Source organism: Streptomyces scopuliridis (assembly GCF_042790125.1).
Taxonomy (GTDB): Bacteria; Actinomycetota; Actinomycetes; order Streptomycetales; family Streptomycetaceae; genus Streptomyces; species Streptomyces scopuliridis_A.
Window position 1 is genome coordinate 203714 of the sequence record NZ_JBHTZS010000009.1, and the last position, 21835, is coordinate 225548.

A 21835-nucleotide genomic window follows, 5' to 3' on the forward strand; every position below is an offset into this window, starting at 1 on the left:
CCGTATGTCGGCCACGCGCTACACGTATCTCGGCCCCGAGGGCACCTTCACGGAAGCGGCCCTCCGTACGCTCCCGGAATCCGCCACGCGGGAACTCGTCCCCATGGTGTCCGTACCGGCGGCCCTCGATGCCGTACGGAACGGGGAGGCCGCGGCGGCTCTCGTTCCGATCGAGAACTCGGTGGAGGGCGGGGTCACCGCCACCCTGGACGAGCTCGCCTCCGGCGAGCCGCTGATGATCTACCGCGAGGTGCTGCTGCCGATCGCCTTCGCCCTGCTCGTACGGCCGGGGATGCGGCTGTCGGATGTGAAGACGGTGACCGGTCATCCCGTCGCCCAGCCGCAGGTACGCAACTGGCTGCGGAGCCATCTGCCGGACGCGCTGTGGGAATCGGCCGCGTCGAACGCGGACGGGGCGCGGCTGGTGCAGGAGGGCCGGTTCGACGCGGCCTTCGCGGGTGAGTTCGCGGCGGCGACGTACGGCCTTGAGCCCCTGGTCACCGAGATCCATGACGCGGAGAACGCGGAGACACGCTTCGTCCTGGTGGGCCGGCCCGCGCGCCCCGCGGCGCCGACCGGTGCGGACAAGACGTCGGTGGTCATCTGGCTGGGCGACGACCACCCGGGCGCGCTGCTCGAACTGCTCCAGGAGTTCGCGGTGCGCGGGGTCAACCTGATGCTGATCCAGTCGCGTCCGACGGGCGCGGGGATCGGCAATTACTGCTTCGCGGTGGACGCCGAGGGTCATATCTCGGACCGGCGAGTGGGTGAGGCGCTGATGGGGCTGAAGCGGATCTGCCCCAAGGTGCGGTTCCTGGGCTCGTACCCGCGGGCGGGGATGTCCCCGGCCGATGTACGGCCGCTGCGGCCCGGGACCTCGGACATGGCGTTCATCGAGGCGTCGGACTGGCTGGCGCGCAGCCAGGACGGCCGCGCCTGAGGACCGAGCCGGCTGCGGAGCCCGCTCCGGTCCCGCCCGGCCTCAGTACGCGCCCGTACGGCCCCGATACGCCCCGTCCGGCCCTGTCCGAGCTCCGGGAACCTGTGGATGCACCGCCGAGTTATCCACAGGCTCACCCCTCGCCCTGGGGACAAGTCGACAACGCGGACCTGCACAGTCGACAAATCGCTCCCGTCGCCCCCCGCCCATCCACAGGGCACCAAGGGGCCCCACGTCACCTCAATTCCCGTGATCAACTCGTTAGAGCGAGCAATTCCCACCCGGATGAGCGCGTAAAGCGGGTTTGAGAAGAGAATTCCCCAGACCGGCCCCGGCTTTCGAGACGACCGCTTCAGCGATCCACAGATCTCCCACACAGCCTGTGGATAACCCCGGAACCCTGTGCATTTCTGTGGACAACGCACGCCCCCGACCGGCTCAAGTCCCGTGCCCCACAAGGAAAGTGAGTCAAGGCGGCGACGCCGGAATGCCTCGTTCCGGGGAATTGCGCCCCCTTTATTGACGAACACCGGGCAACCGGTGAGGGTTTTCCCGACAGGTTTACCAATTCCGGCAATTAGGACAAAGGGGCGCGCCTGTCGATATCGAGTGGGGCGGTGTCAGTGCGCACCGGTAGCCTGGTGGGGTGATTGACCTTCGCCTGCTCCGTGAGGACCCCGACCGTGTTCGCGCCTCCCAGCGCGCCCGTGGAGAGGACGTCGCGCTCGTCGACGCCCTGCTCTCCGCCGACGAGCGGCGCCGGTCGTCCGGCCTGCGCTTCGATGAGCTGCGCTCCGAGCAGAAGTCGCTCGGCAAGCTGATCCCCAAGGCGTCCCCGGAGGAGAAGGCGGAGCTGCTCAGGAAGGCGGAGCAGCTGAAGGCGGACGTCAAGGCCGCCGACGCCGAGCAGCACGAAGCCGACGAGGACGCCAAGCGGCTGCTCCTCCAGATCGGCAACATCATCCACCCCGACGTCCCGGTGGGCGGCGAGGAGGACTTCGTCGTCCTGGAGACGCACGGCACGATCCGTGACTTCGCGGCGGAGGGCTTCGAGCCCAAGGACCATCTGGAGCTCGGCGAGGCGCTGGGCGCCATCGACGTCGAGCGGGGCGCCAAGGTGTCCGGCTCGCGCTTCTACTATCTGACGGGTGTCGGCGCGCTGCTGGAACTCGCCCTCGTCAACGCGGCGATCGCGCAGGCCACCGAGGCCGGTTTCATCCCGATGCTCACGCCCGCGCTGGTCCGCCCGCGCGCCATGGAGGGCACGGGTTTCCTCGGCCAGGCCGCGGAGAACGTGTACCACCTGGAGAAGGACGACTACTACCTGGTCGGTACGTCAGAGGTGCCGCTCGCCGCGTACCACATGGACGAGATCATCGAGGCCGACAAGCTGCCCCTCCGGTACGCGGGCTTCTCGCCGTGCTTCCGCCGCGAGGCCGGGACGTACGGCAAGGACACCCGTGGCATCTTCCGGGTCCACCAGTTCGACAAGGTCGAGATGTTCTCGTACGTCGACCCGGCCGAGGCACAGTCCGAGCACCAGCGGCTGCTGGACTGGGAGAAGCAGTGGCTGACCGGCCTCGGGCTGCCCTTCCAGGTGATCGACGTGGCCACGGGCGATCTGGGCGCCTCGGCCTCGCGCAAGTTCGACTGCGAGGCGTGGATCCCGACCCAGGGCAAGTACCGCGAGCTGACCTCCGCGTCCAACTGCGACGGTTTCCAGGCCCGTCGGCTCGCCGTCCGGATGCGGGACGGGAAGCAGGTCAAGCCGCTGGCGACGCTGAACGGCACGCTGTGCGCCGTTCCGCGCACGATCGTGGCGCTTCTGGAGAACCACCAGCAGCCGGACGGCTCGGTGTGGGTGCCCGAGGTGCTCCGCCCGTATCTGGGCGGCCGTGAGGTACTGGAACCGATCGCCAAGTGAGCACGGACCCCTCGGCGGCGCCCGCGCCGTCCTCCGCGCTCTCCTCGGCGCCGTCGTTCCCGTACAGGCTGGTCGCGACCGATCTGGACGGCACGCTGCTGCGTGAGGACGGCACGGTCTCCGGGCGTACGCGCGAGGCGCTCGCCGCCGTCACCGCGGCGGGCGCCGCGCACATCATCGTCACCGGACGTGCCGTGCCCTGGACCCGGCACATACTGGACGACCTCGGCTACGAGGGTCTCGCGGTGTGCGGCCAGGGTGCGCAGGTCTATCACGCCGGAGAGCACAGGCTGCTGACGTCGCTGACGCTGGACCGCCAACTGGCCGGGCTGGCGCTGGCCAAGATCGAGGGGGAGGTCGGCCCGCTCGCGCTGGCTGTGAGCCGCGACGGACTCGACGGCGATGTGCTGGTCGGCCCCGGGTACCGGCTCCAGGAAGGCCCGCTGCCGACCGTGCTGGTCGACGACCGGGCAGAGCTGTGGTCGGCGCCGCTCAACAAGGTCTACATCCAGCATCCGGAGCTGGACGACGACGCGCTGGCGCAGGCCGCGCGGGCGACGGTCGGCGGTCTGGTGGATGTGGTGATGGCGGGCGCCGGGGTCGTGGAGATCCTCCCACTGGGCCTGAGCAAGGCCACCGGACTCTCGCTCGCGGCGCGCCGGCTGGGCGTCAAGGCGGCGGACACGATCGCCTTCGGCGACATGCCGAACGACATCCCGATGTTCGGCTGGGCGCGGCACGGCGTGGCGATGTCTAACGCGCACAACGAGTTGAAGGCCGTGGCGGACGAGGTCACGGCGTCGAACGAGGACGACGGCATCGCGCTGGTGCTGGAGAAACTGCTGGCCCAGAGCCTGACTTGATCCAGGCCCCTGGGCCTGCCGATCCGGTGGGTCGGTGACGGGGACGGCGACGGGGGGGACGGGGGACGGGGGACGGGGACATCGGCGGAGGATGCGCGGATCGAACGCGCGCGGGCTGTACACCCGACCGCGGCTTGGAGCCTGTCGCAAGCCGTTGCCTTGCCACTCGGCCAATCCTCCGGGGGAGGGGCGGCCCGCGCGGATGCGCGCTCGAAGCGGCCGCCCCTGGGCAGCGCGCCGGCGGCAGCGCGGAGTGGTGATGTCCACTCCGGTGCCTACGCGGTGCTGCCCCGCTGGGAACTCGACGGACTCGGCCTCCCGGTCATCGCCGCGTTCCGCTCCCGGTCTCTGTGTGTACTGACACAACTACTCTGACCGGCCGGGCGGTTCGGCGCCACCGAATTTCCGCGGCACGGCCCGCGTCCGCCCCTGGGATGTCCGTTGGGCGGACGCGGGCCGGCCGAAGAGGATCAGCGGCGCTTACACCCGCGACGCAGATCCCTCAACTGATGGACGACGTCGTCCACTCTGGCGTCGACGCTGTGGATGTCCGCGGACATCTCGCACAGCCGGTTGCTGATGGCGGCGACAACCCGGTTGGTGGCGTCGAGCCGCCGGTCCAGGCTGTCGAGCCGGTACGACATCCGGTTCAGGACCGGCCCCAACTCCCGCAGCGCGACCCCGACCCCACCGAGGCACGCCTCGACGTCGGTGACCCGCCGGTCGAGGTCCACATAGCCCTTCCGCAGATCGTCCTCGGCGTCGAGGAGGTACGTTCGGACGCACCGCGCGATGTCGCTGTCGCGGAGAAGCATCGCGATGTTGAGGACGGCGCGACGGGTGTAGAGCGTGAGGCTGGAACGCCTCTGTGGATAACTCCTCTCACCCTCGGATGAGAGTGACATCGTGTCACTCTGATATTCCCGCAGGTCAGGGCCTCGCAGTACCTGCATACCGTTCTCGGACAGCTCCGCGCGATGCCTCGCGGTCAACTGCCTGATGACGTCTGTGGATACTTCGAAGTAGCGCGCGACGCCCTCCGTCGCGATGTGCACGCCGTCGTGCAGCAGTTGGAGCGCCTTGACCTTGTCGAGCGTCTCGACCCGCCCCACGACGCTGTCGCGCATCGTGCGCGATTCGAGCAGAGCACCTTCAGGTGGCATGAAAATGCCTTCCCCTTGTAGAACCGATGATGGTCGGCCCTGTCCCCGGGCTTCAGGGGCGGAGGTCGGCTCACGGTGGCTACTCACTCAATGACCGGTGCGGCTTTCGATCCGGCACCGGCAATCCCCAGTTTCACAAAGGCTCGACGCTACGAATCCCAGTTGCCTCCACGCACCCCGAACAACGAGCCGATAAGCGTACAGTTACGCCGCAACCCCTACCCATCGGGCAGGGGTTGCGGCGTAACGAGGGCGTACCTCGGAGGTCATGGCAGTGGACACGGCGGAGGACGCGGCAGAAGACCTGTCGAGCGAGAGCCCTCGGCTCACTCCTCGCCCGCGAGCGTCAACGTCCGCAGTTTCTGGCCCGCGTACCAGGTCGCGACCACCGAGACACCCACCAACAGGACCACCGCCAGCGGCAGTCCGACGTCCGAGGTGATGGTCGTACCGTCACCGATCTTCTGGGCGAGCGCCAGGGACCACTGCTGGACGCTGAGCGTGCGCGCGCCCGCGACCAGGCTGCCGAAGAGGGCCTCCCAGACCAGCGCGTAGACGAGTCCTATGACCACCGCGTGCCTGCTGACCGTGCCGAGCAGCAGGAACAGCGCGCTGTAGGCGATCGAGGCGACGAGCGCCGCCACCGTATAGGCGATGGCGATCTGCTGGCCGTTGCCGTTCAGGATGTATCCGGCGATGAAGGTGGGGATCGCGGAGAACGCCATGGTCACGGCGATCGCCACGATCAGCTTGGTGAAGATGATCGTCGACCGCTTCACCGGCTTGGACAGCAGATAGACGATCGAGCCGTCGTCGATCTCGGGCCCGATCGCGCCCGTGCCCGCGATCACGCCGATCAGCGGCACCATCGTGGCGAGGGCGAAGCCGCCCAGCACGTCGGACGCGACCTGGTCGTCCACTCCGTTGAAGCTGCGGACGGCCGCCGCGATGACGATCAGCAGAGCGGGCAGTATGAAGAGGATGGCGGCCCGGCGCCTGCCGAGCAGGGCCCGGTAGGTGAGCCGGGCGACTGTGGGGTTGTACATGACGTCACAGCTCCTTTCAGGCCGCTCAGGCCGCTACGAGGTAGGAGAAGACCGATTCGAGGGACTCGTCCGAGGGCGAGACCGCGAGCAGCCGGATGGAGTGCTCACGGGCGACCCGCGGCAGCAGTTCGGTGAAGCGCCCGAAGTCGACCGCCTGGATGCGCAGGGCGCCCTCGGCGATATCGACCTCGATACCGGCCGTCGACGGGTCGGCGATCAGCGCGGCGGCGAGCGCGCGGTCGTCGCTGGACCGTACGAGATAGCGGTGCGGCCGGTCGGTCATGAGGCGGCGGATCTTGCGGAAGTCGCCGGAGGCGGCATGGCGGCCGGCCACGATCACCTCGATGTGTGAGGCGAGTTGCTCGACCTCCTCCAGAATATGGGAGGAGAACAGGACTGTCCGGCCCGTGGCGCCCATACGCCGCAGCAGATCCATCAGCTGCATCCGCTGGCGCGGGTCCATCCCGTTGAACGGCTCGTCCAGGAGCAGCACCGACGGGTCGTGCACCAGCGCGGACGCCATCTTCACGCGCTGGCGCATGCCCTTGCTGTATGTCGCGATCTTGCGGTCCTGCGCGTACTCCATCTCGACGGTGGCGAGCGCCGCGCGGGCGGCTTTCGCGCCCAGTCCGTGCAGTTCGGCGTTTGCCACGACGAAGTCGAGACCGGTGAGGAAGTCGTACATCGACTCCCGCTCCGGCACGATGCCGATCTTCCGGTAGACGGACTCGTTGCGCCAGATCTGCTCCCCGTCGAGCGTGACGGTGCCCGTGGAAGGGGCGAGGAAGCCCGCCATCATGTTGATGAGGGTGGACTTGCCCGCGCCGTTGGGGCCGAGCAGTCCGGTGACACCGGGTCCGATCGTCATCGTCACGTCGTTGACGGCCACCACATTGCCGAACCAGCGCGAGGTGTGCTCGATATTGATGGTGGTCACAGCCCGACCTTCCGGTAACGGCGCATGAGAACGGCGTACGAGCCGAGGACGAGCGCGAGGACGACCAGCAGATAGACCACGCCCACGCCGGCCGAGGGACCCGCCTCGCCGGGGAAGGCCGAGGTGGCGCCCAGGAAGGCGGTCTGTACGCCGTCGATGAGCGTGACCGGCGAGAAGAGGCCGAGCCACTTGACGGCGCCGAGCGCGTCCGTCTGCCAGGCGATCGCCTGGACGGTGGAGACCGCGCCGTAGGAGATGGTAAGGGTGGCGATGACCGCGGCGACACCGAAGCCGCGGCGCGGCGTGAGCGCGGCCATCACGAGGCCGATCCCGCCGAAGAGGAGCGAGAGCAGCGCGACCGAGGCCAGTCCCTGGCCGAAGCCCTTGGTCTGGTCGACGAAGTCCATCTTGGCCAGCAGAGAGCCCACATAGAGGATGACGAGCGGCGCCGCGGTCAGTACGAAGAGCGCGGAGGCCATCGCCCCGTACTTGGCGACGACGTAGTCGATCCGCTCGATCGGGCGGGAGAAGTACAGCGGCACGGTCTTGAAGCGCAGATCGCGCGAGACGGACTGCGGGGCCTGGGCCGCGAGATAGAGGCCGATAACGGCCTGGGTGACGATCGCGTAGCGCGTGTAGTCGAGCGGCAGGCTCTTGAGGTTGGTCGAGATGGCGACCGCGACGATGATCGCCGCGGGCAGGCACATCACCGCGAAGAGGAGCATCGGCAGGACCTTGGACTTGGCCGAGCGGCCGAGCCCGTACGCGCCGCGCAGGGACTGCGAGTAGAGGGAGCGCCGGGCGTAGGCGCGGCCGAGCCGTGGCCCGTCGTAGTTGCGGTACCCGATGTTGTGGATCCGGGTGGATCCGGCGCCTGCCCCGGTACCGGTCTCGGTCTCAGTGCTCATCGCGGGCGCCTCCCTTCTGCAGTGCGTACTCCGCCTCGCCGGCGCCCTGGCCCGGCTGGGCCGTTTCGGCGGACGGTTGCGGGCGGAAGACCTCCGCGATGTGGTGGCGGCGCTGTTCCATCCGGACGAGTCCCAGGCCGAGCCCGGCGACGGTGTCGCGGACGACGTCGTACGTCTCCTCGCCCTTGGCCTCGATCAGCAGGATGTGGCCCGCGCCGGGCAGCCCTTCCTCCATGCCCGCGTGGAGGGTGAGTCCGGCGGTGGTGAGGGCCTCGCGCAGGGACCGCGTGCCGTCGGGGTGCGCGTCCGTGTCGGTGACCTCGACCGCGAGGGTGGTGGTGGTCTGGGTGAAGTCACTGGTGGAACTGGAGCGCAGAAGCGTTCCGCCGTCGATGACGACGACATGGTCACAGGTGCGTTCGAGCTCGCCCAGGAGGTGCGAGGTGACCAGTACGGAGATGCCGAAGTCGGTGTAGACACGCCGGATGAGGCCCAGCATCTCGTCGCGGCCGACCGGGTCGAGACCGTTGGTCGGCTCGTCGAGGAGGACCAGTTGGGGGTCGTGGACCAGCGCCTGCGCGAGCTTGACGCGCTGCTTCATGCCCGTCGAGTAGCCGCCGATGGGGCGGTAGCGCTCCTCGTACAGGCCGACATGGCGCAGCGTGTCGGCGGTCCGCTCGCGGGCGGCGGTCGGCGGAAGTCCGGACATGCGCGCCATGTGGACGACGAACTCGGTGGCCGAGACGTCCGGCGGCAGGCAGTCGTGCTCGGGCATGTATCCGACGCGCTCGCGGATGGCGCCGCCGCTGGTGGCGACATCGAGCCCGAGCACCGTGGCCCGGCCTTCCGTGGCGGGGGACAGACCCAGCAGGATCTTGATCATGGTGGACTTGCCGGCTCCGTTGGCACCCACCAGGCCGGTCACACCCGGTCCGATGTCCAAGGAGAGCCGGTCAAGCGCGGTCACCCGGGGGAACCGCTTGCTCAGGCTTTCTGTCGCGATCACAGTCACGGTTCGACGGTAGTGGCGCGGGCCGCGGTGAGCGTCAGACCAGGCGGCTGTATCCGTGTCAGCCTCCAGATGTAGGGAACCCGTAGGGGCCCTGGCCACCGGCAGGTTATCCACAGGAATGCCCCGCCCCTTGACGTCGCCGCCAACCATTGTCACATTCATCAGTGTCACGTTACGAACACGTACCGCACACGGAACGGGGTGGGGAACGGGTGGGAGGCGACGCAGTGACGGACGTACGGGCCGCGGAGCTGCGGGGGTTCAGGGAGGTGCAGCGCCTGGCGTACGCGTGCGCGGAGGCGGTCGCCGCGCGGCTGCGGCCGGGGGTGACCGAGCGCGAGGCGGCGCGCATGCAGCGCGAGTGGCTCCGGGCCCGTGGGGTGCGCGACTGGTTCCATCTGCCCTTCGCGTGGTTCGGGGACCGTACGGCGTTCGCGGGCTTCCGGATACCGCTCCAGTTCTTTCCCACCGGCCGGCGGCTGGAAGCGGGCATGCCGTTCATCCTCGATCTGGCGCCGGTCCACCGCGGCTTCACGGCCGATGTCGGCTACTCGGGCTGTCTGGGGCCGAACAGGCTGCACGGCAGACTCCTCGCCGATCTTGAGGCGCATCGCGAGCTGATCCTCCGGGAGGTGCGCGAGCGGCGTTCCCTGCGGGAGATCTACGAGGACGTGGACCGGCTGATGGTGCGGCAGGGATACGCGAACCGGCATCGCGCGTATCCCTTCGGTGTCATCGCCCACAAGATCGACCGGGTGAAGGAGCGCCGCTGGTCGCCTCATGTGTTCGGCTTCGGCACCCAGTCGCTCAAGGGGCTGGCGGCCGACGCCCTGCATGGCCACCGGGACGGCTGGTCGCCGCTGTGGAGCCCGTACAGATTCTCCGATCACCCGCCGCGGCCGGGGCTGTGGGCGGTCGAACCCCACCTCGGATTCCGGGGTACCGGCGCGAAGTTCGAGGAGATCCTGGTGGTCACCGACTCCCGGGACCCGGAGCAGAGCGCGTTCTGGCTGGATGACGATCTGCCGCATGTGCGGCGCTGGGCGGAGGCCGTATGAGCGGCGGAGCGGGCGGGAGCGGTGGTACGGACATGGGCCTGGCGGGCGCGCGGGAGCGCTGGGTGCGTACGGGCGGGATCGAGCTGTGCGTCGCCGAGTTGGGCGATCCGGCGCGGCCGACCGTCTTGCTGGTGCACGGCTATCCGGACAGCAAGGAGGTCTGGTCCCAGGTAGCGGGGCGGCTCGCGGGCCGTTTCCATGTGGTGCTGTACGACGTACGGGGCCACGGCAGGTCGACGGCGCCGGTCCCGCTGCGCGGGGGCTTCACGCTGGAGAAGCTGACGGACGACTTCCTGGCGGTCGCCGACGCGGTGAGCCCGGACCGGCCGGTCCATCTGGTCGGCCACGACTGGGGCTCCGTACAGTCCTGGGAGTTCGTCACGGTCGCGCGGACCGAGGGCCGGATCGCCTCCTTCACCTCGGTGTCGGGCCCCTCCCTCGATCATCTGGGGCACTGGATCAAGCAGCGGGCGGCCCGGCCCACCCCCCGCCGGGCGGGCCAACTCCTCGGACAGGGCGCCAAGTCCTGGTACATCTATCTGCTGCATACGCCCGTGCTGCCGGAGCTGGCCTGGCGCGGGCCGCTCGGCAAGCGGTGGCCGAAGATCCTCCAGCGGGTCGAGAAGATCCCCGGCGGTACGTACCCGACGTCCTCGCTGCCGCAGGACGCGGCGCACGGCGCGTGGCTCTACCGGGACAACGTCCGCGCCCGGCTGCGCAGACCGCGCACCGACGCCTACGCGCACGCCCCGGTGCAGCTGATCACGCCCACCGGCGACGCCTACCTGTCGGAACGGCTCTACGACGATCTGGAGCAGTGGGCTCCGCAGCTGGTACGGCGCACGCTGCCCGCCAAGCACTGGGTGCCCCGCACCCGCCCCGACCAACTGGCCTCCTGGATCGGTGACTTCGTCATGGCCCACGAGGACGGCGGGCTCCCGGACCGCGGCGCGGCGCCGAGCGGGCCGTACGCGGAGCGCTTCGGCGGACAGCTGGTGCTCGTCACCGGCGCGGCAAGCGGCATCGGCCGGGCCACCGCCTTCGCGTTCGCCGAGGCGGGCGCGCGGGTCGTCGCGGTCGACCGGGACGCGGAAGGGGCGGCCAGGACCGCGGAGCTGGCCCGGCTGATCGGCGCCCCGGACGCCTGGGCCGAGCCGGCCGACGTCGGCGACGGGCAGGCGATGGAGAGGCTCGCCGAGAAGGTCGCCACGGAGTACGGCATCGTCGATGTGCTGGTCAACAACGCGGGGATAGGGCTGTCGGGAGCGTTCCTCGACACCACCGCCGAGGACTGGAAGAAGGTCCTGGACGTCAATCTGTGGGGCGTCATCCATGGCTGCCGGCTCTTCGGCAAGCAGATGGCCGAGCGAGGGCAGGGAGGTCATATCGTCAACACCGCGTCCGCCGCCGCGTATCAGCCCTCGAAGGCGCTGCCCGCGTACAGCACGTCCAAAGCGGCGGTGCTGATGCTCAGCGAGTGTCTCCGGGCCGAACTGGCCGGTCAGGGCATCGGGGTCTCCGCGATCTGCCCCGGCTTCGTCAACACCGGCACCACCTCCACGGCGCGCTTCACAGGTGTCTCCGCCGAGGAGGAGGAGCGGCGCAGGAAGAAGACGTCCCGGCTGTACGGGCTGCGCAACTACCCGCCCGAGAAGGTCGCCGACGCCGTACTGCGCGCCGTCGTACGCAACCAGGCCGTGGTGCCGGTCACTCCGGAGGCCCGCGGGGCCCGGCTGCTGTCCCGGTTCGCGCCGGGCGCGCTGCGCGCCCTCGCACGGGTGGAGCCGCCGCTGTGAGCGCCGAGGGGGACGGGCGGCAGCCCATCGTGCCGCGCCGGGTCTCGTTCGACTGGCGCGAGACCCCTCTGCACTGGATACCGGACGAGCCCACCGCCACGCATGTCATCAATGTGCTGCATCTGCTGCTTCCCGCGGGTGAGCGATGGTTCGTGAAGGTTTTCAAGGAGGGCCTTCCGCTGGTCACCGACACGCGGCTGCTCCAGGACGTCAAGGGGTTCATGGGGCAGGAGGCCACGCACAGCGTGCAGCACTCCTCTGTCCTGGACCACCTGGCGGAGCAGCGGCTGGACACCGACGCGTACACCCGGCATGTGGACTTCCTCTTCGAGCGGCTGCTCGGCGAGGAGCCGCCCTGGGGAATACCCTTCCCGGCCGGGAAGTGGCTCCTCTACCGGCTGGCGTTCATCGCGGCGATCGAGCAGTTCACGGCGGTCCTTGGCGACTGGGTGCTGCGCGCGCGGGAGCTGGACCACGCGGGCGCCGACGCGGTCATGCTCGATCTGCTGCGGTGGCACGGCGCGGAGGAGGTCGAGCACCGTGCGGTGGCGTTCGACATGTACCAGCACTGCGGCGGCTCCGATCCGGCGCGGTATGCCCGGCGGATCGGGACGATGTGCGTCACCGCGCCCGTACTGCTGTGGCTGTGGGCCTGGGGCGCCGCGTATCTGATCCGGCACGACCCCCAGCTCGCGGGCCGGCGGCGCTACTCGCTGCGCGAGCACAACAAGGCGGCCGGCAAAGGGCTGCTGCCCACCTGGCGGGAGCTCGGCTCGGCGATACCCCGCTACTTCCGGCGCTCGTACCATCCCTCCCAGGAGGGCTCGTTGCGCAGGGCGGTCGACTATCTCGCGACCTCGTCTGCGGCGCGTGCGGCGGCCGGGGCGGTGGGCCGCGCGGCCCTGGGACGAGGGGAGTGAGCGTGTCCGGGTCCGTTCCGGGGTCCGCGCCCGGCGCCGAGTACCGGATCGAGGGTCTCGCGCAGGCGAGCGGCGCCACGGTCCGTACGATCCGCGCCTACCAGGACCGCGGACTGCTGCCCAGACCGGAGCGGCGCGGCCGGGCCAATGTGTACGACGGCACCCATCTCGTCCGGCTGCGGCAGATCGCCGGTCTGCTCGACCGGGGCTACACCCTGGCCTCCATCAAGGAGTTGCTGGAGGCATGGGACGCCGGGCGCGGGCTGGGCGGGGTGCTCGGGCTGGCCGCCGAGGTGCACGGACCGTGGACCGACGAGGAGGCGGCCAGAATCTCCCGCGAGGAGCTGGACGAATGGTTCGGCGGCGCACGCGATGACGCCGCCGTCGAGGAAGCCCTGGAGCTGGGCGTACTGGAGCGAATCCCGGGCAGGGACGACGCCTTTCTCGTCCCCAGCCCTCAGGAGCTGGCCGTGGCGGCGGAGTTGCACGCGGCAGGGGTGCCGCTGACGGCAACCTCCGGACATCTGCGGGAGCTTCGCGGCCAGGTCGAGCACATCGCGTCCCGTTTCCTGGAGTTCACCACTGAGCATGTCTTCGCCCGCTATCTCGGTCACCGGCCGCCGACGGACGCGGAGGCGGCGGAGGCCGCGGCGCTGGTGCGCCGGATGCGGCCGCTGGCGCAGCAGTCGGTCGATGCCGAACTGGCCCGTGCGATGAGGCTGTTCGCCACTCGTCACCTCCAGCGGCACCTGGCGGTGGACACCCCGCCCTCGGAGGAGTCGGGGACCCGGTCCGTGGCTCTGCCCGCCGACACGATCCAGGCTGTGGAAAACCTGGTTGGCCGGGAGAGGGTGACGGCCTTCGTCGCCGCGGCCACGGAACGCGAGGTCCAGGCAAGGACCTTGGACGACCTCGCCTCAACCCACAGACACAGCAGTCAAATCAACCAAATAGGGTAAACCGCTAGCCAGTTGTCCACAGATTCGCCAAATAGCCTGTGGATAAACCGAGTTGACTGTGGATCAAACCTATGGACCGTCAGCTTTTCAAATCAGTGGCGCGGGAGAACACCACCGGTCACGCTGTTGCGATGACCGGAGTATCCGATGAGCGGCGCATCGTGAAGGTGTCGAAGTACCTCGCCAAACATCTGCGCCACCAGCCCGAGCGGATCGGCCTCGCCCTCGACGCGAACGGCTGGGTGCCGGTCGACGAGCTGATGACCGCCGCCGCCGCGCATGGCTTCCCGCTGAGCCGTGCCGAACTCGACCATGTGGTCGCCGTCAACGACAAGCGGCGCTTCACGATCGAGGGCGACCGGATCCGCGCCAACCAGGGCCACACCGTCACCGTCGACCTGGAGCTGGCCCCGGCACCACCGCCCGCGTACCTCTACCACGGCACGGTCGCCCGCAACCTGGACGCGATCCGGGCCGAGGGGCTGCGTCCCATGGACCGCCACCACGTCCATCTCTCGCCCGACCGCGAGACCGCGACGCGGGTGGGTGCGCGCCGCGGCCGGCCCGTCGTCCTGCCGGTGGACGCGGGAGCGATGCACCGCGACGGGCTGGTGTTCTTCGTCAGCGCCAATGGCGTCTGGCTCACCGACTCCGTTCCGCCGCGGTACCTGCGCTTCCCCGGCTGACGGCCGACGGCTGCCCACCGAGGCGAGCGCCCGACGGCAGACATCCGACGGCAGACGTCCGACGACCGGCCACCGGCCAGCCCCCGGTCGGGGCGCTACCGTCCGAGCTGGGCCGGCGCCTCGGTGGCGATCCGCTCGTAGACGCGCTGGTCGGCGGCGAATTCCGAGTCCGGAATGGGGGCGTGCACCGCTATCTCGGTGATGCCCAGCTCGAAGTGCCTGCCCGCGAAGTCCACGAACGCGTCGAGCGACTTCATCGGCCCGTCGCGGTCCGGGGTGAAGCCGGTGAGCAGGATCTTCTCCACCTCGGACACTTCCCGCCCGATCTCCGCGCAGGCGTTGCCCAGCCGGTCGATCTGCCCGCTGATGGCGGCACGCGACTGCTCCGGCGTACCCGTCTCGAACAGCTTCGGATCCCCCGTCGTCACCCACGCCTGACCGTGTCGGGCGGCAAGCTTCAGCCCGCGCGGCCCGGTGGCCGCCACCGCGAAGGGCAGCCGGGGCCGCTGCACACACCCCGGGATGTCACGCGCCTCGACCGCCGAGTAGTAGGTCCCTTCGTACGTCACGGAGTCCTCGGACAGCAGCCGGTCCAGCAGCGGCACGAACTCGGCGAAGCGGTCGGCCCGCTCCTTCGGCGTCCAGGGCTCCTGCCCCAGCACCGTGGCGTCGAAGCCGGTGCCGCCCGCTCCGATCCCGAGGGTGATCCGGCCGTCCGAGACATCGTCCAGCGAGATCAGGTCCTTGGCGAGCGTCACCGGATGCCTGAAGTTCGGCGACGTGACGAGGGTGCCCAGCCGGAGCCGCTCGGTGACGGCGGCAGCCGCGGTGAGGGTCGGCACCGCCCCGAACCAGGGCCCGTCGCGGAAGGTCCGCCAGGACAGATGATCGTAGGTGTACGCGGTATGGAAACCGAGCCGCTCGGCTCGCAACCATTCGTCACGGCCTCCGTCGCGCCAGGGGCGGACGGGCAGGATCACGGTACTCAGACGCATGCCCCTGACGATACGGGTGGGTCCACAGCGCACGTCCGGCCGGGCATGGAGCCGAGATACTGCCCCTCGGCCCACTCAGATGTGCGCCCCTCCGCACGCCCGTGCGTATCCGTACGGGAGAATGGACGCGTGACCCCGCCCAATGGACCCGCGCCCGCGCCCGACGACTCCCCGCTCCCCGCCAGACCCCGGCTGATCGCCACCGATCTCGACGGCACCCTGCTGCACGACGAGAAGTACGTCTCCGACCGTACGATCGCCGCGCTCGCCGCCGCCGAGCAGGCCGGCATCGAGGTCTTCTTCGTCACCGGCCGCCCGGCCCGCTGGATGGATGTCGTCAGCGAGCATGTGCACGGCCACGGGATGGCGATCTGTGCCAACGGCGCCGCGGTCGTCGATCTGCACGCCGGCGGAAAGCTGCTGCAGGTCCGCCCCCTGGAGCGCGACACCGCCCTGGCCGTCGTCCAGGCGCTGCGCGACGCCGCGCCCGGCACGACCTTCGCCGTCGAGCTGACCACCGGCATCCACTACGAGCCGGCGTATCCGCCCTTCCACCAGGATCCGGGCGCCACCGTCGCCACCGCGGAGAAGCTCCTCCAGGTACAGGTACAGGGGCAGGAGCAGGTACAGGGACAGGGACAGGAGCAGGGTCAGCAGGCGGAGGACGAGTCCACCGCGCCCGTCGTGAAGCTGCTCGCCCACCACCCCGACCTGACGCCCGACGGCTTCCTCACCGTGGCCCGTACGGCGGTGGGCGACCGCGCCACCATCACCCGCTCCAGCCCGAGCGCGCTCCTTGAGGTCAGCGGCCCGGGGGTCAGCAAGGCCAGCACGCTCGCGCTCTGCTGCGCCCAGCGCGGCATCTCGTCCGACGAGGTCGTCGCCTTCGGCGACATGCCGAACGATCTGGAGATGCTGACCTGGGCCGGGACGTCGTACGCGATGGCCAACGCCCATCCGGACGTACTGGCCGCCGCCTCCGGACGTACGGTCACCAACAACGAGGACGGCGTCGCGATCGTCATCGAGCAGCTCGTGGCCCGCCGCCGAGCGGACGGGCACTGAGCGAACGGGCCCCACGCAGCCGGGCGTCACGCAGACAGCGGGCGCCACGCGGGCAGACCCACGAGCGGCGGTGGACACCGCCCCCTACAGCGGAACCTCCCACACCACCGTCGTACCGCGCCCGCCCTCCCCGATGCCCCGCTCGCACGTACTCGATCCGCCCAGCGACTCCGCACGCCGCTTGAGGTTGCGCAGCCCGCTGCGCCGCCCGCCCTCCGGAATGCCCACCCCGTCGTCGGCGACCGACAGCCGGACCGCGCGCCCGCCGTCCGGAAGCCGGACCGTGGAGTCGAGGACGACCTCGATACGGGTGGCGTGCGCGTGCCGGAAGGCGTTGGAAAGGGCCTCCCGGAGCGCTGCGATCATGTTCTTCCCGGCGAGTTCACCGACGGAGTCGACCTGGCCGACGAAGCGATGGGCGGGCCGGAAGCCCAGGGGCACGGCCGCCATATTGATCTCCCGCAGCACCCGGGTACGCATCCCCGGCGGCGCCTCGGCAGGTCCCTGCTGGAGCGCGAAGATGGCCGTACGGATCTCCTGAATCGTCACGTCCAGTTCCGCGACCGCTCTGTCGATGCCGTGGTGCACCGCGGGCGCCACCTCACCGCGCTGGGCCCGCTCCAGCGTCATCCCGGTGGCGAACAGCCGCTGGATGACCAGATCGTGGAGGTCACGGGCGATCCGGTCGCGGTCCTCCAGTACGGCCAGCCGCTCCCGGTCCCGCTGCGCCTCGGCCATCATCAGGGCCAGCGCAGCCTGCGAGGCGAACTGCCTGGCCAGCGTGCGTTCCCGCTTGCTGAAGGGGCCGGCGCCCCGCGTACGCGGCATCACCAGCGCGCCGAGCACCCGTCCGTCGGTGCGCAGCGGCAGCAGCATGACGGGGCCGAACTCGGTGGCCAGCCTGGTCACCAGGCGCGGGTCGGTGGCGGCGTCCTCCACGAAGACGGATTCGCCGGCGAGCAGCGCCGCGGCGGCGGGTGCTTCGGCCGGGACGAGGGAGCCCACTTTCATCACCGGATGATCGGCGGAGACGGCCACGACCTCCAGGCCGCCGCCCGGCGCGCGCAGCATCACCGCGCCCAGCACCGAATCGGAGAGTCTGCGGGCCTGTTCCGCGACGACGGAGAGCGCGTCGTCGGCGTCGCCGCCGGAGAGGAGAGCGGTGGTGATGGCGACCGAGCCGTCGATCCACCGTTCGCGCTGCCGGGCCGCCTCGTACAGCCGGGCATTGCCGATGGCCACCCCGGCCTCGACGGCGAGTACCCGCAACAGGCGCAGATCGCTGTCGTCGAACTCGCCGCCGCCCGTCTTCTCCGCCAGATAGAAGTTGCCGATCGTCCTGTCCTTGACGCGGATCGGGACGCCGAGGAAGGTCCGCATCGGCGGATGGCCCGGCGGGAATCCGACGGTGCGCGGATCGGTCGTCAGATCGGCGAGCCGGATCGGCTCGGGGGCCCTGATCAGCGCGCCGAGCAGGCCGCTCCGCCCGTCCGGTCTGCGCCCGATCCGCCGGGCCACCTCCTCGCCGACCCCGTACGTCACGAAGTCGGAAAGGCCCTCGCCCTCCTCGTCGAGCACACCGATCGCCGCGTACCGGGCGCCCGCGAGTTCGGCCGCGGTCTCACAGATCCGGTCGAGCGTGGAGTGCTGCCCGAGACCGGTGCCGACCGAACACATCGCCTCCAGCAGTTGCGGCACGCGCGCGGCGGTCTCGGCGGACAGGCCCTCAAGGCTGGTCGCCGCGCGGGTGGCGGCTTCGAGGGGGTCCTTGGATTCGGGCGCGTCCATGCCCTTGAGCCTAATAAGACCTATTTGACAGGGAAAGTCGACTTCTGTGCTTCCAGGAGGTCTCCCGCGCGTTCCCGCTCCAGCATCCGGCGCAGCGGCCCCTCGTCGGCGGCCAGTTCGGCATAGGAGCCGCGCTGTACGGGGCGACCGCCGTCGAGGACGATCACCTCGTCGACCGCGTCGAGCCCCTGCAGACGATGGGTGATGAGCAGTGTCGTCCGCCCCTCGGTCGCCGCCAGCAGATCGGTGGTCAGCGCGTCCGCCGTCGCCAGGTCCAGATGTTCGGCGGGCTCGTCCAGCACCAGCACGGGGAAGTCGGCGAGAAGGGCCCGAGCCAGCGCCAGCCGCTGCCGCTGGCCGCCGGAGATCCGCGCGCCGTGCTCGCCGACGAGCGTGTCGAGTCCGGCGGGCAGGGCGTCGACCCAGTCGAGCAGCCGGGCCCGGCGCAGGGCCTCGCGCAGTTCGTCCTCGGTCGCGTCGGTGCGGGCGAGCCTCAGATTCTCCCGTACGGAGCTGTCGAAGAGGTGCGCGTCCTGCGCGCACAGCCCGATGAAGCGCCGGACGGTGTCTCCGTCGAGCGTGGCCGTGTCCGTACCGCCGAGCCGGCAGCCGCCCTCGCGCGCGTCCAGGAAGCGCAGCAGAACCTGAGCCAGCGTCGTCTTGCCCGAACCCGACGGCCCGACGACGGCGACCCGCTTCCCGGCGGTCAGGGTCAGGTCGAAGCCGGTGAGCGCGTCCCGCCGCTGCCCCGGGTACCGCGCGGCGAGCCCGCGTACCTCCAGCGGGAAGGGCGATGCGGGAGCGGTGGCCGGCCGCTCGGGCTCCCGTACGGGTACGGGCGCGTCCAGCACCTCGCACACCCGCTCCGCGCTGCGCCGGGAGCGCTGCCGGTACTGCACGGCGAGCGGCAGCCCCGTGACCGCCTCGAACGCGGCGAGAGGGGTCAGGACGACCACGGCCAGTTCGACGCCGGCGAGCCGTCCGTCCGCCAGGGCCCCGACGCCCACATAAGCGGCCGCGGCGACGGTCAGTCCGCAGATGAGGGCCGAGAGCCCGCCGCCGAGCGCGTTGGCGCTCGCGCCGCGCGAGGCGATGGCCGTCAGCGTCCCGTCGGCCTCCCGCGTCCGGCGCATCCGGTTCGTCAGCGCGCCCGCGACGGTCAACTCGGCGATGCCGCCGAGCAGATCGGCGACGTGGGTGGCCAGCAGTCCCCGGGCCGGGGCGAGTTGCCGCTCGGTCCGGCGCGCGCAGGCACCGCTCAGGAGCGGTACGCCCACGCCGGCGATGAGCAGCCCCACGGCCAGTACGGCGCCCGCCCCGGGCAGCAGCCACGCGGTGAATCCGACCGCGCCCACGCCGACCAGCAGGGCGGAGCCGACCGGCAGCAGCCACCGCAGCCAGTAGTCCTGGAGTTCGTCCACATCGGCGACCAGCCGGGACAGCAGATCGCCACGCCTGGTCTCGCGCAGCCCGGCGGGCGCGATGCGCTCCAGCCGCCGGTAGACGGAGACCCTGAGGTCGGCGAGCATCCTGAGTACCGCGTCGTGCGACACGATCCGCTCGGCGTACCGGAAGACGGCCCGCCCGATGCCGAAGGCGCGGGTCGCCGTCACCGCGACCATCAGATAGAGCACGGGCGGCTGCTCGGAGGCGCGCGAGATGAGCCAGCCGGACACCGCCATGAGCCCGACGGCGGAGCCGAGCGCGCAGCTTCCGAGGACCAGCGCGAGTACGAAGCGGCCACGGAGCGCACCGGCGGCGGCCCGCATCCGCGCGAGCGGAGCCCGGGTCGCGGCCTTCGCGCTGTCCCCGTGCCCTCCACCGCCTCCGTCGGCCGTCCCGTTTCCGCTGTCGGCCGCGCCGAAGGAGGCGGGCACGGCGTGCTCTTCGCCGGACGGAGGCAGCGCGGGAATGTCGCCGAGGCCGAGACCGGGCCCGGACTCCTCGATCGCCGACCCCACCGACGCCATGGACGTCAGAGCTGTCAGAGGCCGCGCCGCGGACTCCGGCAGGTCCGGCCGCGCGGATCCCGCCGTACCTTCGAGGGGCCGCGCCCGCTCCGCGAGGGTCACCACCCGGTCCGCCACCGCGAGCAGCGCGGGCCGGTGGACGACCAGCAGCACCGTACGTCCCACCGCCAGCCGTCGCACCGCCTCGACGATGCCCGCCTCCGTCTCGCCGTCGAGCGCCGCCGTGGGCTCGTCCAGCAGCAGCAGCGGCCGGTCGGCGAGGAAGGCGCGGGCCAGCGCGAGCCGTTGCCGCTGGCCCGCCGAGAGCCCCGCCCCGTCCTCACCGAGCGCGGTGTCCGGGCCGTCCGGGAGCGCCGCCACGAAGTCGTACGCCCCCGCGTCCCGCAGCGCGTCCCGTACCGCCGCGTCGTCCGCGTCGGGCCGGGCCAGCCGTACGTTCTCCGCGATCGTCCCGGCGAAGAGATACGGCCGCTGCGGCACCCAGGCGATCCGTTCGCGCCAGCGCTCCAGGTCGAGGGAGGCCAGATCCCGGCCGTCCACCCGCACCCGGCCCTCGTCGGGTGCGGCGAAGCCGAGGAGCACATTGAGCAGGGTGGTCTTGCCGATGCCGCTGGGGCCGACCAGAGCGACGGTCTCCCCCGGCTCGACCGTCAGCGTGGCCTCGTCCAACGAGGGCTCCGTACGCCCCTGATGGCGGACCGTCACCCCGTCCAGCTCCAGCCGCAGCGCGCCCGGCACCTCCCCCGTGCCACCGGCCGGAGGCTCGGTCTCCAGGACCGTGAAGATCTCCTCGGCCGCGGACAGCCCCTCGGCCGCCGCGTGATACTGCGCCCCCACCTGCCGGATCGGCAGATAGGCCTCGGGGGCGAGGACCAGCACCACCAGCCCGGTGTACAGATCGAGTTCGCCGTGGACGAGCCGCATTCCGATGGTGACGGCCACCAGCGCCACCGACAGGGTCGCGAGCAGTTCCAGTGCGAACGACGAGAGGAAGGCGATCCGCAGCGTACGCAGCGTGGCCTGCCGGTACTCCGAGGTGATCGTACGGATCGACTCGGCCTGGGCCTTGGCCCGGCCGAAGACCTTGAGGGTCGGCAGCCCGGCGACCACATCCAGGAAGTGGCCCGACAGCCGGGACAGCAGGCGCCACTGACGGTCCATCCGCGCCTGTGTGGCCCAGCCGATGAGGATCATGAACAGCGGGATCAGCGGCAGGGTCACCACGATGATGGCCGCCGAGACCCAGTCCTCCGTGACGATCCGGGCCAGGACCGCCACCGGCACCACCACGGCGAGCCCCAGTTGCGGCAGATACCGCGCGAAGTAGTCGTCCAGCGCGTCGACCCCGCGGGTGGCGAGCGCGACCAGCGAACCGATGCGCTGCCCGCTCAGCCACCCCGGGCCCAGCTCGGCGGCCCGCTCCAGCAGCCGCCCGCGCAGTTCCGACTTGACCGCGGCGCTCGCCCGGTGGGCGGCCAGCTCGGTCAGCCAGGAGACCAGACCGCGCCCGGCGGCGACCGCCACCAGGAGCAGCAGAGGAGTACGCAGGTCAGAACCGTCGAACCCGCGCTGGAACGCACCGACCACCACCTCGGCGATGAGCATCGCCTGAGCGATGACCAGCCCGGCGCCGGCCACCCCGAGGACCACCACGGCCACCAGGAAGAATCGGGTGGCCCTGGCATACCGGAGCAGACGGGGGTCGATTGGTTTCACGTGAAACACCTACTCCTACTGCTCTGCCGCTACTGCCTTGCCTGCGCCCCGACGCCGAGTGACCCGGCGCCGCACGGCCGACGCCTCGC

General features: G+C 70.8%; 17 protein-coding genes and 1 tRNA gene. 9 read left to right on the forward strand and 9 right to left on the reverse strand.

Going from position 1 to position 21835, the window contains the following annotated elements; translation table 11 throughout:
* The first annotated feature begins 4 nt into the window (after window positions 1-4).
* The 3 genes from pheA to ACFRKB_RS16930 all read left to right on the forward strand — a co-directional run bounded on the left by pheA (window position 5) and on the right by ACFRKB_RS16930 (window position 3727).
* Window positions 5-940 (forward strand): prephenate dehydratase, encoded by a 936-nt coding sequence (gene pheA, locus ACFRKB_RS16920; RefSeq protein WP_383106595.1) that lies wholly within the window; start codon window positions 5-7, stop codon window positions 938-940.
* A gap of 646 nt (window positions 941-1586) precedes the next feature.
* Entirely contained in the window at window positions 1587-2864 is a 1278-nt protein-coding gene (serS, locus tag ACFRKB_RS16925; protein ID WP_383106596.1) for a serine--tRNA ligase, read from the forward strand.
* On the forward strand, window positions 2861-3727 hold the full coding sequence (locus tag ACFRKB_RS16930; RefSeq protein ID WP_383106598.1) for an HAD family hydrolase: 867 nt from the start codon (window positions 2861-2863) through the stop codon (window positions 3725-3727). The genes serS and ACFRKB_RS16930 overlap by 4 nt, the downstream gene beginning before the upstream one ends.
* Before the next feature lie 85 nt (window positions 3728-3812).
* Here ACFRKB_RS16930 and ACFRKB_RS16935 read toward each other — a convergent pair.
* From ACFRKB_RS16935 to ACFRKB_RS16960, 6 genes are all read right to left on the reverse strand, one after another.
* Window positions 3813-3907: transfer RNA gene (locus tag ACFRKB_RS16935), tRNA-OTHER, on the reverse strand.
* A gap of 290 nt (window positions 3908-4197) precedes the next feature.
* On the reverse strand, window positions 4198-4890 hold the full coding sequence (locus tag ACFRKB_RS16940; RefSeq protein WP_383106599.1) for a hypothetical protein: 693 nt from the start codon (window positions 4888-4890) through the stop codon (window positions 4198-4200).
* A 326-nt stretch (window positions 4891-5216) separates the two neighbouring features.
* Window positions 5217-5936, reverse strand: coding sequence for an ABC transporter permease (locus tag ACFRKB_RS16945; RefSeq protein WP_383106600.1), 720 nt, complete (start codon window positions 5934-5936; stop codon window positions 5217-5219).
* 25 nt (window positions 5937-5961) lie between these two features.
* Complete coding sequence (locus tag ACFRKB_RS16950; protein WP_365976813.1) at window positions 5962-6873, reverse strand: ABC transporter ATP-binding protein; 912 nt, start codon at window positions 6871-6873, stop codon at window positions 5962-5964.
* Window positions 6870-7781: an ABC transporter permease gene (locus ACFRKB_RS16955; RefSeq protein ID WP_383106601.1), complete on the reverse strand. Its 912-nt coding sequence runs from the start codon at window positions 7779-7781 to the stop codon at window positions 6870-6872. The genes ACFRKB_RS16950 and ACFRKB_RS16955 overlap by 4 nt, the downstream gene beginning before the upstream one ends.
* Window positions 7771-8787: an ABC transporter ATP-binding protein gene (locus ACFRKB_RS16960; protein ID WP_383106706.1), complete on the reverse strand. Its 1017-nt coding sequence runs from the start codon at window positions 8785-8787 to the stop codon at window positions 7771-7773. The genes ACFRKB_RS16955 and ACFRKB_RS16960 overlap by 11 nt, the downstream gene beginning before the upstream one ends.
* Before the next feature lie 218 nt (window positions 8788-9005).
* Here ACFRKB_RS16960 and ACFRKB_RS16965 point away from each other — a divergent pair, with 218 nt between their 5' ends.
* The 5 genes from ACFRKB_RS16965 (at window position 9006) to ACFRKB_RS16985 (ending at window position 14212) form a co-directional block, all read left to right on the forward strand.
* The gene (locus ACFRKB_RS16965) at window positions 9006-9851 is read left to right on the forward strand and encodes a M24 family metallopeptidase (protein WP_383106602.1); all 846 of its coding nucleotides are present in this window, start codon (window positions 9006-9008) and stop codon (window positions 9849-9851) included.
* A gap of 32 nt (window positions 9852-9883) precedes the next feature.
* Window positions 9884-11647 carry an SDR family oxidoreductase gene (locus tag ACFRKB_RS16970; protein WP_383106708.1) on the forward strand — a complete coding sequence of 588 codons (1764 nt, stop codon included), beginning with the start codon at window positions 9884-9886 and terminating at the stop codon, window positions 11645-11647.
* Window positions 11644-12567, forward strand: coding sequence for a metal-dependent hydrolase (locus ACFRKB_RS16975; protein ID WP_383106603.1), 924 nt, complete (start codon window positions 11644-11646; stop codon window positions 12565-12567). The genes ACFRKB_RS16970 and ACFRKB_RS16975 overlap by 4 nt, the downstream gene beginning before the upstream one ends.
* Before the next feature lie 2 nt (window positions 12568-12569).
* Window positions 12570-13526, forward strand: coding sequence for a MerR family transcriptional regulator (locus tag ACFRKB_RS16980; protein WP_383106605.1), 957 nt, complete (start codon window positions 12570-12572; stop codon window positions 13524-13526).
* Window positions 13527-13657: 131 nt separating this feature from the next.
* Complete coding sequence (locus ACFRKB_RS16985) at window positions 13658-14212, forward strand: RNA 2'-phosphotransferase (RefSeq protein ID WP_383106606.1); 555 nt, start codon at window positions 13658-13660, stop codon at window positions 14210-14212.
* Window positions 14213-14307: 95 nt separating this feature from the next.
* On the opposite strand, the gene ACFRKB_RS16990 is transcribed toward ACFRKB_RS16985, so the two are convergent.
* The gene (locus tag ACFRKB_RS16990; protein ID WP_383106607.1) at window positions 14308-15207 is read right to left on the reverse strand and encodes an LLM class flavin-dependent oxidoreductase; all 900 of its coding nucleotides are present in this window, start codon (window positions 15205-15207) and stop codon (window positions 14308-14310) included.
* A 129-nt stretch (window positions 15208-15336) separates the two neighbouring features.
* Between ACFRKB_RS16990 and ACFRKB_RS16995 the strand changes: the two genes are divergently transcribed.
* Complete coding sequence (locus ACFRKB_RS16995) at window positions 15337-16272, forward strand: Cof-type HAD-IIB family hydrolase (RefSeq protein WP_383106608.1); 936 nt, start codon at window positions 15337-15339, stop codon at window positions 16270-16272.
* An 84-nt stretch (window positions 16273-16356) separates the two neighbouring features.
* On the opposite strand, the gene ACFRKB_RS17000 is transcribed toward ACFRKB_RS16995, so the two are convergent.
* Both ACFRKB_RS17000 and cydD read right to left on the reverse strand, forming a co-directional pair.
* Window positions 16357-18060: a sensor histidine kinase gene (locus ACFRKB_RS17000; RefSeq protein WP_383106610.1), complete on the reverse strand. Its 1704-nt coding sequence runs from the start codon at window positions 18058-18060 to the stop codon at window positions 16357-16359.
* Window positions 18061-18080: 20 nt separating this feature from the next.
* Entirely contained in the window at window positions 18081-21746 is a 3666-nt protein-coding gene (cydD, locus tag ACFRKB_RS17005; RefSeq protein ID WP_383106611.1) for a thiol reductant ABC exporter subunit CydD, read from the reverse strand.
* Window positions 21747-21835: the final 89 nt, after the last annotated feature.

Coding starts and splice junctions, on each gene's coding strand:
- pheA (WP_383106595.1), top strand. CDS start 5: ATGTCGGCCACGCGCTACACGTATCTCGGCCCCGAGGGCACCTTCACG.
- ACFRKB_RS16940 (WP_383106599.1), bottom strand. CDS start 4,890: ATGCCACCTGAAGGTGCTCTGCTCGAATCGCGCACGATGCGCGACAGC.
- ACFRKB_RS16945 (WP_383106600.1), bottom strand. CDS start 5,936: ATGTACAACCCCACAGTCGCCCGGCTCACCTACCGGGCCCTGCTCGGC.
- ACFRKB_RS16955 (WP_383106601.1), bottom strand. CDS start 7,781: ATGAGCACTGAGACCGAGACCGGTACCGGGGCAGGCGCCGGATCCACC.
- ACFRKB_RS16970 (WP_383106708.1), top strand. CDS start 9,884: ATGGGCCTGGCGGGCGCGCGGGAGCGCTGGGTGCGTACGGGCGGGATC.
- ACFRKB_RS16985 (WP_383106606.1), top strand. CDS start 13,658: ATGACCGGAGTATCCGATGAGCGGCGCATCGTGAAGGTGTCGAAGTAC.
- ACFRKB_RS16990 (WP_383106607.1), bottom strand. CDS start 15,207: ATGCGTCTGAGTACCGTGATCCTGCCCGTCCGCCCCTGGCGCGACGGA.
- ACFRKB_RS17000 (WP_383106610.1), bottom strand. CDS start 18,060: ATGGACGCGCCCGAATCCAAGGACCCCCTCGAAGCCGCCACCCGCGCG.